General features: G+C 67.8%; 14 protein-coding genes and 1 riboswitch. Of the genes, 6 read left to right on the forward strand and 8 right to left on the reverse strand.

Annotation, left to right across the window (positions count from 1 at the left end):
* The first annotated feature begins 52 nt into the window (after positions 1-52).
* From car (ACWDTP_RS02255) to ACWDTP_RS02270, 4 genes are all read left to right on the forward strand, one after another.
* Complete coding sequence (gene car, locus ACWDTP_RS02255) at positions 53-3,541, forward strand: carboxylic acid reductase (RefSeq protein ID WP_450016144.1); 3,489 nt, start codon at positions 53-55, stop codon at positions 3,539-3,541.
* Between the two features lie 156 nt (positions 3,542-3,697).
* Complete coding sequence (gene car, locus ACWDTP_RS02260; RefSeq protein ID WP_450016146.1) at positions 3,698-7,180, forward strand: carboxylic acid reductase; 3,483 nt, start codon at positions 3,698-3,700, stop codon at positions 7,178-7,180.
* Positions 7,181-7,253: 73 nt separating this feature from the next.
* Positions 7,254-7,331, forward strand: a riboswitch (ZMP/ZTP riboswitch).
* 124 nt (positions 7,332-7,455) lie between these two features.
* Entirely contained in the window at positions 7,456-8,223 is a 768-nt protein-coding gene (locus tag ACWDTP_RS02265; RefSeq protein WP_450016287.1) for a bifunctional 5,10-methylenetetrahydrofolate dehydrogenase/5,10-methenyltetrahydrofolate cyclohydrolase, read from the forward strand.
* 8 nt (positions 8,224-8,231) lie between these two features.
* Entirely contained in the window at positions 8,232-9,506 is a 1,275-nt protein-coding gene (locus tag ACWDTP_RS02270; RefSeq protein ID WP_450016148.1) for a DUF222 domain-containing protein, read from the forward strand.
* On the opposite strand, the gene ACWDTP_RS02275 is transcribed toward ACWDTP_RS02270, so the two are convergent.
* The 5 genes from ACWDTP_RS02275 to ACWDTP_RS02295 are packed head-to-tail and all read right to left on the reverse strand — an operon-like array spanning position 9,503 to position 12,733.
* A complete protein-coding gene (locus ACWDTP_RS02275) occupies positions 9,503-9,889 on the reverse strand; it encodes a DUF1304 domain-containing protein (RefSeq protein ID WP_450016150.1) in 387 nt (128 codons plus the stop codon). The genes ACWDTP_RS02270 and ACWDTP_RS02275 overlap by 4 nt on opposite strands.
* Before the next feature lie 4 nt (positions 9,890-9,893).
* Positions 9,894-10,958 carry a Holliday junction branch migration DNA helicase RuvB gene (ruvB, locus tag ACWDTP_RS02280; RefSeq protein WP_450016152.1) on the reverse strand — a complete coding sequence of 355 codons (1,065 nt, stop codon included), beginning with the start codon at positions 10,956-10,958 and terminating at the stop codon, positions 9,894-9,896.
* Between the two features lie 2 nt (positions 10,959-10,960).
* Positions 10,961-11,548, reverse strand: a complete 588-nt coding sequence (gene ruvA / locus ACWDTP_RS02285) for a Holliday junction branch migration protein RuvA (RefSeq protein WP_450016154.1) — start codon at positions 11,546-11,548, stop codon at positions 10,961-10,963.
* Entirely contained in the window at positions 11,545-12,102 is a 558-nt protein-coding gene (gene ruvC / locus ACWDTP_RS02290) for a crossover junction endodeoxyribonuclease RuvC (RefSeq protein WP_450016156.1), read from the reverse strand. Before ruvC ends, ruvA begins: the two co-directional genes overlap by 4 nt.
* Before the next feature lie 34 nt (positions 12,103-12,136).
* Complete coding sequence (locus ACWDTP_RS02295; protein WP_450016158.1) at positions 12,137-12,733, reverse strand: TetR/AcrR family transcriptional regulator; 597 nt, start codon at positions 12,731-12,733, stop codon at positions 12,137-12,139.
* A gap of 68 nt (positions 12,734-12,801) precedes the next feature.
* On the opposite strand from ACWDTP_RS02295, the gene ACWDTP_RS02300 reads away from it, so the two are divergent.
* Both ACWDTP_RS02300 and ACWDTP_RS02305 read left to right on the forward strand, forming a co-directional pair.
* Positions 12,802-13,638, forward strand: coding sequence for an alpha/beta fold hydrolase (locus ACWDTP_RS02300; RefSeq protein ID WP_450016159.1), 837 nt, complete (start codon positions 12,802-12,804; stop codon positions 13,636-13,638).
* Between the two features lie 10 nt (positions 13,639-13,648).
* Positions 13,649-14,305 carry an SDR family oxidoreductase gene (locus ACWDTP_RS02305; RefSeq protein WP_450016161.1) on the forward strand — a complete coding sequence of 219 codons (657 nt, stop codon included), beginning with the start codon at positions 13,649-13,651 and terminating at the stop codon, positions 14,303-14,305.
* On the opposite strand, the gene ACWDTP_RS02310 is transcribed toward ACWDTP_RS02305, so the two are convergent.
* Genes ACWDTP_RS02310 through ACWDTP_RS02320 form a run of 3 tightly spaced genes read right to left on the reverse strand, consistent with a single transcriptional unit; the run spans position 14,295 to position 15,837 of the window.
* Positions 14,295-14,624: a rhodanese-like domain-containing protein gene (locus ACWDTP_RS02310; protein WP_450016163.1), complete on the reverse strand. Its 330-nt coding sequence runs from the start codon at positions 14,622-14,624 to the stop codon at positions 14,295-14,297. The genes ACWDTP_RS02305 and ACWDTP_RS02310 overlap by 11 nt on opposite strands.
* Before the next feature lie 21 nt (positions 14,625-14,645).
* Positions 14,646-15,065 carry a MarR family winged helix-turn-helix transcriptional regulator gene (locus ACWDTP_RS02315; protein ID WP_450016165.1) on the reverse strand — a complete coding sequence of 140 codons (420 nt, stop codon included), beginning with the start codon at positions 15,063-15,065 and terminating at the stop codon, positions 14,646-14,648.
* Between the two features lie 16 nt (positions 15,066-15,081).
* Complete coding sequence (locus tag ACWDTP_RS02320; RefSeq protein ID WP_450016167.1) at positions 15,082-15,837, reverse strand: YebC/PmpR family DNA-binding transcriptional regulator; 756 nt, start codon at positions 15,835-15,837, stop codon at positions 15,082-15,084.
* Between the last annotated feature and the right edge of the window lie 33 nt (positions 15,838-15,870).

Below are 15,870 nucleotides of genomic sequence, written 5' to 3' on the forward strand. Positions count from 1 at the left end.
TGGGCGCAGTGTCGCGCCGCCGATTATCCGGCTATCTCCAAAGAGGAACTCTATGTCGACTGAAACGCGTGAAGAGCGGCTAGCGCGCCGCATCGCCGAACTGACCGCCACCGATCCGCAGTTCGCTGCCGCCAAACCCAGCGATGCGATCACCGCCGCCGTCGACGAACCCGGACTCACCCTTCCCCAGATCGTCCAGACCGTGTTGCAGGGCTACGCCGACCGGCCCGCGCTGGCCGAGCGTGCCCTCGAGTTCGTCACCGATCCCGAGACCGGCCGGACCTCCGCCCAGCTGCTCCCCCGCTTCGACACCATCACCTATGCCGAACTGTGGGAGCGCGTGCGCGCCGTCGCGGCCGCATGGCACGAGTCCGGTCTGTCCGCCGGTGACCGGGTCGCCATCCTGGGCTTCACCAGCCCCGACTACACCGCGATCGACACCGCCCTCGGGCAGCTCGGCGCGGTCTCCGTACCGCTGCAGACCAGTTCGTCGGCCTCGGCGCTGGCCCCGATCGTGGTGGAAACCGAACCGCGGGTCATCGCCGCGAGCACCGACCATCTCGCCGACGCCGTTGAGCTGGCCCTGACCGCTTACGCCCCGGCCCACCTGGTCGTCTTCGACTACCACCCACAGGTCGACGAGCACCGCGACGCCCTGGCCGCGGCCCGCGCGCAGCTCGCGCAGGCCGGCAGCCCGGCCTCCCTCGACACCCTGGCCGACCTGCTGGAGCGCGGCCGCGACCTGCCGCAGGCGCCTGCCCCTCGGCTCGACGAGCCCGACCCGCTCGCGCTGCTGATCTACACCTCCGGCAGCACCGGGGCGCCCAAGGGGGCGATGTACCTGCAGAGCGCGGTCGCCAAGTTCTGGCGCCGCAACAGCAAGGCATGGTTCGGCGAGTCCGTCGCGGCGATCAACCTCGGCTTCATGCCGATGAGCCACGTGATGGGCCGCGGCATCCTGTACGCCTCGCTGGCGGCGGGCGGCACCGCCTACTTCGCGGCCCGCAGCGACCTGTCCACCCTGCTGGAGGATCTGGCCCTGTCGCGGCCCACCGAACTGAACTTCGTGCCCCGGGTGTGGGAGATGATCCACGGCGAGTTCCAGAGCCGGGTCGACCACCGCCTGACCGAGGGCGCCGACCGCACCGCCGTCGAAGCCGAGGTGGCCGACGATCTGCGGACCAACCTGCTCGGCGGCCGGTTCATCTCGGCGCTGACCGGTTCCGCGCCCATCTCGGCCGAGCTCAAGGCCTGGCTCGAGGAGTTCCTGCAGATCCACCTGATGGAGGGCTACGGCTCCACCGAGGCCGGCATGGTGCTCTTCGACGACGAGGTGCAACGCCCACCGGTGATCGACTACAAGCTGGTCGACGTGCCCGACCTGGGCTACTTCGCCACCGATCAGCCCCACCCCCGCGGAGAGCTGCTGGTGAAGACCGAGAACCTGTTCCCCGGCTACTACAAGCGCCCGGAGACCACTGCGGGTGTGTTCGACGCGGACGGCTTCTACAAGACCGGTGACGTCGTCGCCGAGATCGCGCCCGATCGGCTGAAATACGTCGACCGGCGCAACAACGTGCTCAAACTCGCGCAGGGCGAGTTCGTCACCGTGGCCAAGCTGGAAGCCGTGTTCGGCAACAGCCCGCTGGTGCGCCAGATCTACATCTACGGCAACAGCGCCAGGCCCTACCTGCTGGCCGTCGTGGTGCCGACCGATCCGACCGTCTCCAAACAGGCCATCGCCGAGTCGCTGCAGGAGGTGGCCAAGACGGCCGACCTGCAGTCCTATGAGGTTCCTCGCGACTTTCTGGTCGAGACAACGCCTTTCACGCTGGAGAACGGTCTGCTGACCGGTATCCGCAAGCTGGCCTGGCCAAAACTGAAGGCGCACTACGGCGATCGGCTGGAGCAGCTCTACACCGAGCTGGCCGACGTCCAGGCCAACGAGCTGCGCGAGCTGCGCCAGAGTGGCGCCGACGCGCCCGCGCTGGACACCGTGAGCCGGGCCGCGGGCGCCCTGCTCGGCGCATCCGTCGCCGACGTCTCGCCCGACGCGCACTTCACCGACCTGGGTGGCGATTCGTTGTCGGCGTTGACCTTCGGCAATCTGTTGCAGGAGATCTTCGACGTCGAGGTGCCCGTCGGCGTCATCGTGAGCCCGGCCAACGATCTGGCCGCGATCGCCGCGCACATCGAGTCCGCACGCACAGGTTCGCAGCGAACGACATTTGCGTCGGTACACGGGCGGCACGCCGCCGAGGTGAGTGCGGCCGACCTGACGCTCGACAAGTTCATCGATGCGGCAACCTTGGACGCGGCGCCGTCGCTGCCCAAGGCTCCCAGCGAGGTCCGCACCGTGCTGCTGACCGGCTCCACCGGATTCCTGGGCCGCTACCTGGCCCTGGAGTGGCTGGAGCGGATGGATCTCGTCGACGGCAAGGTGATCGCCCTGGTGCGCGCCAAGTCCGATGCCGACGCGCGGGCCCGGCTCGACGCCACGTTCGACAGCGGTGACGCGAAACTGCTTGCGCACTACCAGGAATTGGCAGCCGACCATCTCGAAGTGCTCGCCGGCGACAAGGGCGAGGCCGATCTGGGCCTCGACCGCGACACCTGGCAACGCCTGGCCGACACGGTCGATCTGATCGTTGACCCGGCGGCCCTGGTCAACCACGTGCTGCCCTACAGCGAGCTGTTCGGGCCCAACGCGCTCGGCACGGCCGAGCTGATCCGGATCGCGTTGACCACCAAGATCAAGCCGTTCACCTATGTCTCGACGATCGGTGTGGGCGACCAGGTTTCGCCGGGAACGTTCGTCGAGTCCGGGGATATTCGAGCCATCAGCCCGGTTCGCCGCATCGACGACTCGTACGCCAACGGATACGGCAACAGCAAATGGGCCGGCGAGGTGCTGCTACGCGAGGCCAACGACCTGTGCGGACTGCCCGTCGCGGTGTTCCGCTGCGACATGATCCTGGCCGACACCACCTACACCGGTCAGCTCAACCTGCCAGACATGTTCACCCGCATGATGTTCAGCCTCGTGGCGAGCGGTATCGCACCGGGTTCCTTCCACGAGCTGGGTGCCGACGGGAAGCGGCAGCGGGCCCACTACGACGGCCTGCCGGTGGAGTTCATCGCCGAGGCGATCTCGACGCTGGGCGCGCAATCGGTCGAGAGCTTCGAGACCTACCACGTGATGAACCCGTACGACGACGGCATCGGCATGGACGAGTTCGTCGACTGGCTGGTCGAGGCCGGCTACCCGATCCAGCGCATCGCCGACTACCACGAGTGGGTGGCGCGCTTCGAGAGCACGCTGCGGGCCCTGCCGGACAAGCAGCGCCAAGCCTCGCTGCTGCCGTTGCTGCACAACTACCAGCAGCCCGGCGTTCCACTCAACGGCGCGATGGCACCCACCGACGTGTTCCGAAACGCGGTACAGGAAGCCAAGATCGGGCCCGACAAGGACATTCCGCACGTCACCAGGGAGGTCATCGTCAAATACATCACCGATCTGCAGCAGCTCGGCCTGCTCTGAGTCCGCCTCGCATCACCCCCGGGCCGCACCGGTCCGGGGGTGATGCATATCGCACTCCCTGAGCTGGCATATCGGAATATAGTTAGTTTTACTAACGTAGTTATTGGTAGGCGTCGCAACCGCCTACTAACGATTTGATTTGCTCAGGGGATAATTTTGTCGAACGAAACCCGCGAGGACCGGCTCCAACGTCGGCTCGCACATTTGTACGCCACCGACCAGCAGTTTGCCGACGCCCGTCCCAGCGATGCCGTCAGCTCGGCAGCCGACAATCCGGACCTTCGCCTTCCCGCGGTGGTCAGAGAAGTCATGACCGGCTATGCCGAACGGCCCGCGCTCGGACAGCGCGCCGTCGAACTGGTCACCGGAGCGGACGGCCGCACGACGGCCGAACTGCTGCCGCGCTTCGAGACCATCACCTACCGTCAGCTCGGCGGCCGGGTCCAGGCCGTCACCAACGCCTGGCACAACCATCCGGTGAAGCCCGGCGACCGGGTCGCCATCCTCGGATTCACCAGCGTGGACTACACCACGATCGATATCGCCCTGATCGAACTCGGCGCGGTGTCGGTACCGCTGCAGACCAGCGCTCCGGTCGCGCAGCTGCAGCCGATCGTCGCCGAGACCCAACCCAAGCTGATCGCCTCGAGCGTCGACTTCCTCGACGACGCAGTCGAACTCATCGTCACCGGGGCCACGCCGGCACGGCTCGTCGTCTTCGACTACCGGCCGGAGGTCGACGACCAGCACGAGGCGTTCGAGGCCGCCAAGGCCGCCCTCTCCGGCACCGGCGTGGTCGTCGAATCCATGACCGACGTGCTCGACCGTGGCCGGACCCTGGCCGATGCGCCGCTGTACGTGTCCGGGTACGACGATCCGTTGACCCTGTTGGTCTACACATCGGGTAGCACCGGGACGCCGAAGGGCGCGATGTACCCGGAACGCAAGGTGGCCAACATGTGGAACATCGCCTCGAAGGCCAGCTGGGACGAGAACCAGAGCGTGTTGCCGGCCATCACCCTCAACTTCATGCCGATGAGCCACGTCATGGGTCGCGGAATCCTCTACGGCACCATCAGTTCCGGCGGCACGGCCTACTTCGCCGCCCGCAGCGACCTGTCCACCTTCCTGCAGGATCTGGCCCTGGTCCGACCGACTCAGCTCAGCTTCGTACCGCGCATCTGGGACATGCTTTTCCAGGAGTACCAGAGCCGGCTGGATCAGCGCGGCCCCGGATCCGAAGGCGCCGTCCTCGCCGACGTGCGGGACAACGTCCTGGGCGGACGGTTCGTATCGGCGCTGACCGGTTCGGCGCCGATCTCCACCGAGATGAAGACCTGGGTGGAGAGTCTGATCGACATGCACCTACTGGAGGGCTACGGCTCGACCGAGGCGGGTTCGGTCTTCGTCGACGGACACATCCAGCGTCCGCCGGTGATCGACTACAAGCTGGTCGACGTGCCCGACCTGGGCTACTTCCGCACCGATCAGCCCCATCCGCGCGGTGAGCTGCTGATCAAATCCGAGCAGATGTTCCCCGGCTACTACAAGCGTCCCGAGATCACCGCCGAGATGTTCGACGAGGACGGGTATTACCGCACCGGTGACATCGTCGCCGAGCTCGGACCGGATCAGGTCGAATACCTGGACCGCCGCAACAATGTGCTCAAGCTTTCGCAGGGCGAGTTCGTCACCGTGTCCAAGCTCGAGGCGGTGTTCGGCGACAGCCCGCTGGTGCGCCAGATCTACATCTACGGCAACAGTGCCCGCTCCTACCTGCTCGCCGTCGTGGTGCCGACCGATCCGGCCGCATCGAAGGCGGCGATCGGCGACTCCCTGCAGGACGCGGCGCGCGCCGCCGGTCTGCAGTCCTACGAGATCCCACGCGACTTTCTGGTCGAGACAACGCCTTTCACTTTGGAGAACGGCCTGCTGACCGGTATCCGCAAGCTGGCTCGGCCGAAACTGAAGGCGCACTACGGCGATCGTCTGGAGCAGCTCTACACCGAGCTGGCCGACGTCCAGGCCAACGAGCTGCGCGAGCTGCGCCGCAGCGGCGCAACCGGACCGGTGCTCGACACCGTTGGCCGCGCCGCCGGCGCCCTGCTCGGCGCCTCCGCGGGCGACCTGCGGCCCGACGCGCACTTCACCGATCTGGGTGGCGATTCGCTGTCGGCCTTGACTTTCTCGAATCTGCTCCACGAGATCTTCGATGTCGACGTGCCGGTCGGCGTGATCGTCAGCCCGGCCACCGACCTGGCCGCCATCGCCGCCTACATCGACGGCGAGCGGCACGGTTCCAAGCGGCCGACCTACGCGTTGGTGCACGGCCGGGACGCCACCGAGGTGCACGCAAGCGATCTGTCCCTGGACAAGTTCATCGACGCCGACACCCTGGCCGCCGCACCATCGCTGCCCAAGGCACCCGCCGAGGTCCGCACCGTGCTGCTGACCGGCGCGACCGGCTTCCTGGGCCGCTACCTGGCCCTGGAATGGCTGGAGCGGATGGATCTGGTCGACGGCAAGGTCATCTGCCTGGTCCGGGCGAAGTCCGACCAGGAGGCCCGCGCCCGACTGGACAAGACCTTCGACACCGGCGACCCGAAACTGCTTACCCACTACCGGGAACTGGCGGCCGAGCACCTCGAGGTGCTCGCCGGCGACAAGGGCGAGGCCGATCTCGGTCTGGACCGCGCCACCTGGCAGCGGCTAGCCGATGACGTCGACCTGATCGTCGACCCGGCCGCACTGGTCAACCACGTGCTGCCCTACAGCCAGCTGTTCGGACCGAACGCATTGGGCACCGCCGAACTCGTCAGGATCGCGCTGACCACCACCATCAAACCGTTCGTCTACGTGTCGACGATCGGTGTGGGCGCGGGCATCGAGCCCGGCGAGTTCGTCGAAGATGCCGACATCCGGGTGATCAGCCCGACCCGGCGGGTCGACGACTCCTACGCCAACGGCTACGGCAACAGCAAATGGGCCGGCGAGGTCCTGCTGCGCGAAGCCAACGATCTGTGCGGCCTGCCCGTCGCGGTGTTCCGCTGCGACATGATCCTGGCCGACACCACCTACACCGGCCAGCTCAACCTGCCCGACATGTTCACCAGGATGATGTTCAGCCTGGTCGCGACCGGCATCGCCCCCGGCTCGTTCTACCAACTCGACGCCGACGGCAACCGCCAACGCGCCCACTACGACGGCCTGCCCGTGGAATTCATCGCCGAGGCCATCTCGACGCTGGGCGTGCGCGTGACTCAGGATTCGAGCCAGGGGTTCGAGACCTATCACGTGATGAACCCCTACGACGACGGTATCGGTCTCGACGAGTTCGTCGACTGGCTGATCGAGGCCGGTTACCCGGTGCACCGGATCGACGATTACGCCACCTGGCTGCAACGGTTCGAGACCACGCTGCGGGCCCTGCCCGACAAGCAGCGCCAGGCTTCGCTGCTGCCGTTGCTGCACAACTACCAGCAGCCCGGCGTTGCCCTCAACGGCGCGATGGCACCCACCGACGTCTTCCGAAACGCGGTACAGGAAGCAAAGATCGGGCCCGACAAGGACATTCCACACGTCACGGCGCCGGTCATCGTCCAGTACATCACCAACCTGCAGCAGCTCGGCCTGCTGTAACCAACTTCCCCACAAGGGAAGATCCCCCTGAGCGGCCGCGGTCCCATCCGGACCGCGGCCAATCGGACGTAGAATGCAGTTTGGCGACTGGCGCAGGTGGAACACCACCGGGAAGCAGAATCTGGACGCATCGACCGCCTGGGTGCTCCTCACTCGTGAGGAGCAGCTCTATGGCCGCAACAATCATCGACGGAGTACATGTCGCCGGCACCATTCTGGCCGAAACCCAAGAGCGGGCGGCCGAGTTCGAGCAGGAGGCCGGCTGAAAGGCCTGTCTGGCAACAGTTCTGATCGGCGATGACCCGTCCTCGCACACCTATGTCCGGATGAAGGTCAACCGCTGCCGCAGCACCGGACTGGATTCACGCAGATACCACCTGGACGCGACGGCGACCACCGACGATGTCATCGCCCTGGTAGCGGCTCTCTCTGATGACCAGAACGTCGACGGCATTCTGGTCCAACATCCGATGCCCGCATCGATCGACGAGCGCGCGGTCTTCGAAGCCATCGCGCCGAGCAAGGACGTCGACGGCGTGACGAAAGCGTCGTTCGCGGCGATGGCTCTCGGTGGAGCCGGGTTCCATTCGTGCACGCCGGCCGGGATCATCCGCCTGCTCGACGCCTACGATGTCGCTCCCACCGGCCTGCATGCGGTCGTGGTCGGCCGCAGCCCGATCCTGGGCAAGCCCGTCGGGATGCTGCTGCTCGCGAGGGACGCCACCGTGACCTACTGTCACTCCCGCACCACGAACCTGCCCCGGATCGTCGCGGACGCGGACATTGTCGTGGCCGCGGTCGGCCAACCCGAACTCATCAAGGGCGACTGGATCAAACCGGCAGCGGTGGTGATCGACGCCGGCTACAACCCCGGCAACGTCGGAGACGTCGAGTATGCCGCCGCTTCCGAAAAGGCCGGGCTCATCACGCCGGTGCCCGGCGGAGTCGGCCCAACCACCATCGCCGTCCTGCTGCATCAAACGGTCACCGCAGCCAGGAACCGGCGCGCGGGGCAGCAAAGTTGTCAGACCCCCGTGGCATAGTCCGATCCATGTTCGATGACGACGGGTTGACGCAGTTCACCTCGGGTGCCGATCAGGCCACGCTGCGTCATCGCCTCGCCGACTTGGAGCGCCTCAAATCGGCCGCGGCGGCCGAGCAGGCCGTTGTCACCGTGGCTCTTGACACGGCGCGCCACGCCGCCGAATCCGCCGCCGGGATCCCGCTCAGGCGCCGCGGACGCGGCCTCGGCGCCGAAATCGGTCTCGCCCGCCAGGACTCGCCGACCCGCGGCACGCAGCATCTGAACGACGCCCGAATCCTGGTCCATGACCTGCCCCACACCCTGGCCGCGTTGCGGTCCGGGACGCTTACCGAATGGCGCGCACAGCTGATCGTGCGGGAAGCGGCCTGCCTGTCACCCGATGACCGGCGCCGCCTCGACGACGAACTCTGCGCCGACACCACCGCACTGCTCGGTCTCGGCGATACGCGGGTGAGGGCGTCCGCGAAGGAGATTGTCTGCCGGCTGGACCCGCAGGCCGTGATCGACCGCGCCACCAGGGCACCCGAAGACCGCGACGTCAGGTTCCGCCCCGCCCCGGACGCCATGGCGATCGTGACCGCGGTGCTGCCCGCGGCCGATGCCGCCACAGTGCAGGCCACGCTGAGTCAGGCGGCCGATGAGTGCTCCGACGGCCGCAACCGCGGTCAGGCCATGGCCGACACGTTCGTCGCCCGCGTCACCGGCCGCGACACCGCCACCCCGATTCCCGTCACGGTCAGCCTCGTGCTTTCCGACGAGACGCTGCTGGGCGGTAGTGCGCAACCGGCGCATCTGTCGGGCTACGGGCCCATCCCGGCCACCATGGCACGTCGGATGATCGAGCGCGCCGTCGTGAATGACGACTCCTGGGCCTCTCTGCGGCGGCTCTACGCTCGCCCCGACACCGGAGCACTGGTCGCGATGGAATCCCGGGCCCGGCGCTTCCCCAAAGGCCTCGCCCGGCTGATCGCCACGAGGGACCAGACCTGCCGCACCCCCTATTGCAACGCCCCCATCCGTCACTTCGACCACATCACGCCGCACCACCGTGGCGGGCCCACCAGCGCCGCCAACGGTCAGGGCCTCTGCGAACGCTGCAATTACGTGAAGGAAAGCCCCGGCTGGACGGTGGTGGCCGGTGTCGACGAGAACGGCCGTCACACCACCGAATACATCACCCCCACCGGAGCCACCTACCGCTCCACGGCGCCGCCGCTACCGGGCGGGATACGGACTCTCACCCGAGAGGTTCACATCGTGGTCAACAAGCCGGCCGCTTAACCGAGCAGCGCCGCCACCACCAAAACCACTGCGACCAACGGCAATGCGCCCTGGGTGACAGCCGCGCGCGCCTTATCGGGCGATGAGGCCAGCAGCACCACCGCGGCCGCAAGCATCGATCCGACCCCAGCCAGGATCAGTGCCGCACCAACGCCATTGTGCCCCAACGCTACTGCGATGATGCCGATAGCCGTGACGATCGCAAGGAACAGATTGTAGAAACCCTGGTTGAAGGCCAGCTCCTTGGTCGCCTCGGCCTCCTCGGCCGTCGTACCGAAGGTCGCGCGGGTGCGCGGCGACGTCCAGGTCAGCGATTCCATCACGAAGATGTAGACGTGCAGGGCTGCGGCCAGCGCAGCGAAGACCAAACCGGCGGTGAGCATGCCGCTATTCAAACAGCCCGGCCTGGCCGAGGCCGGTAACCGGCGGTCGCAGGCCCAGATGAGTCCAGGCCTGCGGAGTGGCCACCCGCCCCCTCGGCGTGCGGGCGACCATGCCGGCGCGGACCAGGAACGGCTCGCAGACCTCCTCGACCGTGGTCGCCTCCTCTCCCACCGCGACCGCAAGCGTGGACACCCCGACCGGCCCGCCGCCGAAGCTGCGGGTCAGCGCGGACAGCACCGCGCGGTCCAGCCGGTCGAGGCCGAGCTCGTCGACGTCGTACACCTCAAGGGCGGCCTTGGCGATATCGCGGGTGATGACGCCGTCGGCGCGCACCTCGGCATAGTCGCGCACGCGGCGCAGCAGCCGGTTGGCGATCCGCGGTGTGCCGCGGGACCGCCGGGCGATCTCCGCGCCGGCCTCGGCGCCCAGTTCGATACCGAGGATGCCCGCCGACCGGGACAGCACCCGCTCCAACTCGGTCGGCTCGTAGAAATCCATATGGGCGGTGAAACCGAACCGGTCCCGCAGCGGTCCGGTGAGCGCACCCGACCGGGTGGTGGCGCCGACGAGGGTGAACGGCGCGACTTCCAGCGGGATCGAGGTGGCGCCCGGCCCCTTCCCGACGACGACGTCGACGCGGAAATCCTCCATCGCCAGGTAGAGCATCTCCTCCGCGGGCCGGGCGATGCGGTGGATCTCGTCGATGAACAGCACATCGTGTTCGACCAGGTTGGACAGCATCGCGGCCAGGTCGCCGGCACGTTCCAGCGCGGGCCCGGACGTGACCCGCAGCGAGGTACCCAGCTCGGCGGCGATGATCATCGCCAGCGACGTCTTACCCAGCCCCGGCGGACCGGACAGCAGGATGTGATCCGGTGTGCCGCCGCGGTTCTTGGCACCTTCGAGAACCAGTTGCAGCTGCTCGCGGACCCGGGGCTGACCGATGAACTCGCCGAGCGAGCGGGGCCGCAGGCTGGCGTCGATATCGCCTTCCCCGACGGTGAGCGCCGGTGACACCTCCCGGTCGTCGGGTTCATCGGCGGCGGCGTCGTCGTCGAATCGGCCCATGCCTACTTCTTACCAAGCATCGACAACGCCGCCCGCAACGCCGCCGAGGTGGTGGCCTCCGGATCGTTGGCCAGCACCTTGTCGGTGGCCTCCTCGGCCTGTTTGGCCGCAAAACCAAGGCCGACAAGGGCTTCCACCACCGGTGCGCGCACCGAGTGGCCGGTGAATCCACCGGCCGCGGTGGGCGTGACCGGCCCGATCTTGTCGCGAAGCTCCAGCACCATCCGTTCGGCGCCCCGCTTGCCGATGCCGGGCACTCGGGTCAGTGCGGTCACGTCGCCGTCGGCCAGTGCCTGACGCAGCGCCTGGGCATCGTGGACGGCGAGCGTCGCCAGCGCGATCTTGGGGCCCACGCCGGACACCCCGAGCAGGGTCAGGAACAGATCCCGGGCCTCTCCGTCGGGGAACCCGTACAGGGTCATCGAATCCTCGCGCACGATCATCGCGGTGATGAGCCTGGATTCGGCGCCGCGGCGCAGCGTGGCCAGCGTGGCGGGCGTCGCCATCACCTTGTAGCCGACCCCGGCGGCCTCGATGACCGCATGGTCGAGCGCGATGTCGATGACCTCACCACGAACCGACGCGATCATCCGCGCACCGCCTTCAACCGGGCCTGATACTTACGGCGCTGCTGGGCCGCCATCGCCTCGGCCGCGGCCATCCTGGCTATCATCGGCGCCCGCCAGCAGTGACAGATCGCAAGCGCCAGCGCGTCCGCGGCGTCGGCGGGTGTCGGCTTCTGCTGCAGCTCAAGGATTCTCGTGACCATCGTGGTGACCTGAGCCTTGTCGGCGCGACCGTTGCCGGTGACGGCGGCCTTGACCTCACTCGGGGTGTGGAAGTACACGTCGATGTCGCGGCGGGCGGCGGCCAGCGCGATCACGCCACCGGCCTGCCCGGTGCCCATCGCGGTGTTGGCGTTCTGGTTGGAGAACACCCGCTCGATCGCGATCACATCGGGACGGTGGGTGTCCATCCAGTACTCAGCGGCGTCGCTGATCACCAGGAGGCGTTTCTGCAGCGGCAGGTCGGCGGCGGTGCGGACCACGTCCACGTCGAGCGCGGTGACCTGTCGGCCCTTTCCGCTCTCGATCACCGACAGGCCGCAACGCGTCAACCCGGGATCGACTCCCATCACCCGCACGCGAACCCCTTCGTCAGAACATCTGTTCGAGAGCCTAGCGTGCGGCGGCGACGGGTTGACGCAAGGACACACCCCGGTACTGCCTGCCCAGGGCCCGGCCGCCCACCAGCAGCGGTTCGACATCGCGCAGGGTACGGGCCAGGGTGAACGCGCCCTCCAGGGCGCCGATCAGGGCGACCGTGACCTCACGGGCCAGGTCGGGGTCCAGACCCCGCGATTCGAAGTAGGCCACGCCGCCGTCGAACCAGGCGGTGAAGACCCCCGCCGCGGTCCGGCGCAGGTCCTCCTCGACGTCGGCGGTCTCGGCGGCCACGCTGCCGACCGGGCACATGTTGGCGAATCCCATGCCCGCCATATGGTCGGCGGCCTGGCTGAACGCGCCCTCGATCGCCTGCCCGAGGTCGTCGTAGCCGTCGATGATGGTCGGGATCAGCAGACCGTAGGCGGCGCCCGCGCTGACCAGCGCCTCCATGGCGATCTGACGCTTACCGCCGCGGAAGTGGTGATAGAGCGAACCGATCGGCGCACCGGAGGCGGCCACGATGTCCTTCATGCCGACCGCCGCATAGCCCTTGTGGCGCATCAGTTCCGCCGCCGCGGTCAGGATCGCCTCACGCGTGGACCTTGCCATCCGAACCTCCCACGGCCAGACTAGAGCATAAGTTCTAGAATTATGGTTCTAATCCCGGGAGGCCTTTGATGAAACGCGTCGACGTCGCCGCAGGAACGATCGAATACCGGGAGGAGGGCGATCCGGCCGGACCGCCGGTGGTGCTCCTGCACGGGGTGCTGATGAACGACACCCAGTGGGACCTGACGCTGCCCTTGCTGCCCGACGGATTCCGCTACCTGCTGCCGGTGCTGCCGATCGGGGGGCATCACCTGCCCGTGCGTGAGGACGCCGATCTGACGCTCTTCGGCATGGTGGGCGTCGTCGCCGACTTTCTCGACGCGCTGGATCTGGTCGACGTCACCCTCGTGGTCACCGACTGGGGCGGGCCGCTGTTTCTCACCGCCGCCGGACGCGACAAACGGGTCACCCGCCTCGTGCTCTGCCCGTCGGAGGCCTTCGAGAACTTTCCACCCGGGTTCCCCGGCAAGGTCACCTGGCTGGCCACCCGCAGCACCGGAACCGTTTCGTTCGCCCTGCGACAGCTGCGGATCGGCTGGTTGCGCCGCCAGTGGCTACTGTTCGGCCAGATGGCCAAACATCCTGTCCCCCAACAGATCATCGAGTACTGGACGGATTCCGCCCTGGCCGACAAGCGCATCCGTCGCAATCTGATCGCCTACAGCAGGACCACATTCGACGATGCCGAGCTGATCCGGTCCACCGAGGCACTCCGCGAGTTCACCGGGCCGGCACTGGTGTTGTGGAGCGATAACCCGGTGATGCCCGCCGAGCACGGCCGCAGGCTGGCCGATCTGATGCCCAACGCCGAATTGCGATTCGTCGACGACGCCTACGTGCTGACCATGCTCGACCAACCCGAGCAGACGGCCGGGGCGATCGGCACGTTCCTGACAAGCGGGTAACGTCGGGTCAATGCGCATCGTCATCGCCGGTGGACACGGAAAGATCGCCCTCATCCTGGAGAAGCTGCTGGCCGATCGGGGCGATTCGGCGATCGGCCTGATCCGCAATCCGGCCCAGGTGGCCGACCTGCGGGCGGCCGGAGCCGAGGCCGTCGTGCTCGATCTGGAGCAGGCATCGGTGACACAGGTGGCCGAGGCCGTGCGTGGTGCCGACGCCGTGGTGTTCGCCGCCGGCGCCGGGCCGGGTAGCGGCATCGCGCGTAAAGCCACGGTGGACCGCGACGCCGCGATTCTGCTCGCCGACGCGGCCGAGGCCGCGGGCGTGGACCGCTATGTGATGGTGTCGGCGATCTCCGCCGACGACCGCTCCCTCGACGACGGCTACGACGACGTGTTCCGCGCCTACATCCGGGCCAAATCCGATGCCGACGCCGATGTGCGGGCCCGCAGCGGGCTGCGCACCACGATCGTGCGCCCGGGACGCCTCACCGATGAGGCCGGCACCGGGAAGGTCACCGTCGCGGAGTCCACCGGACGTGGCAGCGTTTCCCGGGCCGACGTCGCGGGCGTGCTGCTCGCGGTGCTGGACGCACCCGATGCCGCGGGCCGCACCTTCGAGCTGATCTCCGGCGACACCCCGATCGCCGAGGCGCTGCTCAAGGGGTGAGCGGGCCGCCGGCGGCACGCCAGTGAATGAGGCCACCGCTCATATTGACCGCCTCGAAACCGTTCTCCACCAACAAATTCGCCGCTCCGGCCGATCGCAGGCCGCCGGTGCAGAAGGTGATCAGCAAACGGTCCTCGGGGAGCTCCAGGCAGTGACCCGGCAGCGCTTCGAGCGGCATGTGCACCGCACCCGGAATATGCACCCGGTTCCATTCGAACGTGCGACGGACGTCGACGATGACCGCACCGTCCCCGATCAGGCGGACCGCCTCGGCGGCGGTCACGGCCGGCGGTCGGCGCAAGTAGTGACGCAGGCTCATAACCTTCAGGATAACTGAAGGTTAGCGAGTCTCGGACAACCACCTCGCCATATACGCGCGCAATGCCGCAGTCAGCTCGGGTTGCTGGGCGACGAACTGCTCGTCGAGGCCGGCCACCACCCCGGCCGCCCGGGCCAGCAGCGACTCCCCCGCCGCCGTGACCCGCAGGGCCGACGCGGCGCCGGCGTGTGCGGTGGCATCGTCGACCAGCCCGGCCTCGACGAACGCCGCGACGGCGGTGTGCGCACTCTGCACCGTGATGCGGGATCGTCGGGCGAGCTCACTGAACGAGAGGTCCGGATTGCCCCGGATATGCCCGAGCAGCCCGTACTTTCGGGGGGTCAGCCCCAGCGGTTTGAGCGCGGCGGCGAAGGCCGCCTCCCATACCCGGCTCACCGTCAGGAGCCCGACGGTCGGGCTGAACGGCGGTGGATCTGGCATGGATGCAGGCTAGCGGTTACTCCTCGTCGAGCTGGGCCGCGACGTCGTCGGGAATGTCGATGTTGGTCCAGACGTCCTGCACGTCGTCGCTGTCCTCGAGCGCGTCGACCAGCTTGAGCAGCTTGCGCGCCCCGTCCACGTCGACCGGGACGGTCACCGACGGCTGGAAGCTGGCCTCGGCGGATTCGTAGTCGATGCCCGCATCCTGCAGTGCGGTTCGCACCGCGACGAGGTCGGTGGGCTCGGAGATGATCTCGAAGCTGTCCCCGAGGTCGTTGACCTCCTCGGCTCCGGCCTCGAGCACGGCCAGCAGGACATCGTCCTCGGTGAGGTCGTTCTTCTCCAGCGTCACCACGCCCTTGCGGGAGAACAGGTAGGACACCGAGCCCGGGTCGGCCATATTGCCGCCGTTGCGGGTCATCGCCACCCGGACCTCGCCCGCGGCGCGGTTCTTGTTGTCGGTGAGGCACTCGATCAGCACGGCGATGCCGTTGGGTCCGTAGCCCTCGTAGGTGATGGGCTGCCAGTCGGCGCCGCCCGCCTCCTCGCCGGCGCCGCGCTTGCGGGCCCGCTCGATGTTGTCATTGGGCACCGAGGTCTTCTTGGCCTTCTGGATGGCGTCGTACAGCGTCGGGTTGCCCGCGGGGTCACCGCCGCCCGTCCGGGCCGCGACCTCGATGTTCTTGATCAACCGCGCGAATTCTTTACCGCGGCGCGCGTCTTTGACGGCCTTCTGATGTTTGGTGGTGGCCCACTTGGAATGGCCGCTCATGCAGGTACGCCCTCTTTCTGGTGAAATTCCGGC

The organism is Mycobacterium sp. NPDC003449 (assembly GCF_053588415.1).

Bases quoted from the DNA above. Each gene is read 5' to 3' on its own strand.
- ACWDTP_RS02315 (WP_450016165.1), bottom strand. From the start codon at position 15,065: ATGCCAGATCCACCGCCGTTCAGCCCGACCGTCGGGCTCCTGACGGTG.
- ruvB (WP_450016152.1), bottom strand. From the start codon at position 10,958: ATGGGCCGATTCGACGACGACGCCGCCGCCGATGAACCCGACGACCGG.
- ACWDTP_RS02275 (WP_450016150.1), bottom strand. From the start codon at position 9,889: ATGCTCACCGCCGGTTTGGTCTTCGCTGCGCTGGCCGCAGCCCTGCAC.
- ACWDTP_RS02300 (WP_450016159.1), top strand. From the start codon at position 12,802: ATGAAACGCGTCGACGTCGCCGCAGGAACGATCGAATACCGGGAGGAG.
- ACWDTP_RS02310 (WP_450016163.1), bottom strand. From the start codon at position 14,624: ATGAGCCTGCGTCACTACTTGCGCCGACCGCCGGCCGTGACCGCCGCC.
- ruvA (WP_450016154.1), bottom strand. From the start codon at position 11,548: ATGATCGCGTCGGTTCGTGGTGAGGTCATCGACATCGCGCTCGACCAT.
- car (WP_450016144.1), top strand. From the start codon at position 53: ATGTCGACTGAAACGCGTGAAGAGCGGCTAGCGCGCCGCATCGCCGAA.
- ACWDTP_RS02305 (WP_450016161.1), top strand. From the start codon at position 13,649: ATGCGCATCGTCATCGCCGGTGGACACGGAAAGATCGCCCTCATCCTG.
- ACWDTP_RS02295 (WP_450016158.1), bottom strand. From the start codon at position 12,733: ATGGCAAGGTCCACGCGTGAGGCGATCCTGACCGCGGCGGCGGAACTG.
- ACWDTP_RS02320 (WP_450016167.1), bottom strand. From the start codon at position 15,837: ATGAGCGGCCATTCCAAGTGGGCCACCACCAAACATCAGAAGGCCGTC.
- ACWDTP_RS02270 (WP_450016148.1), top strand. From the start codon at position 8,232: ATGTTCGATGACGACGGGTTGACGCAGTTCACCTCGGGTGCCGATCAG.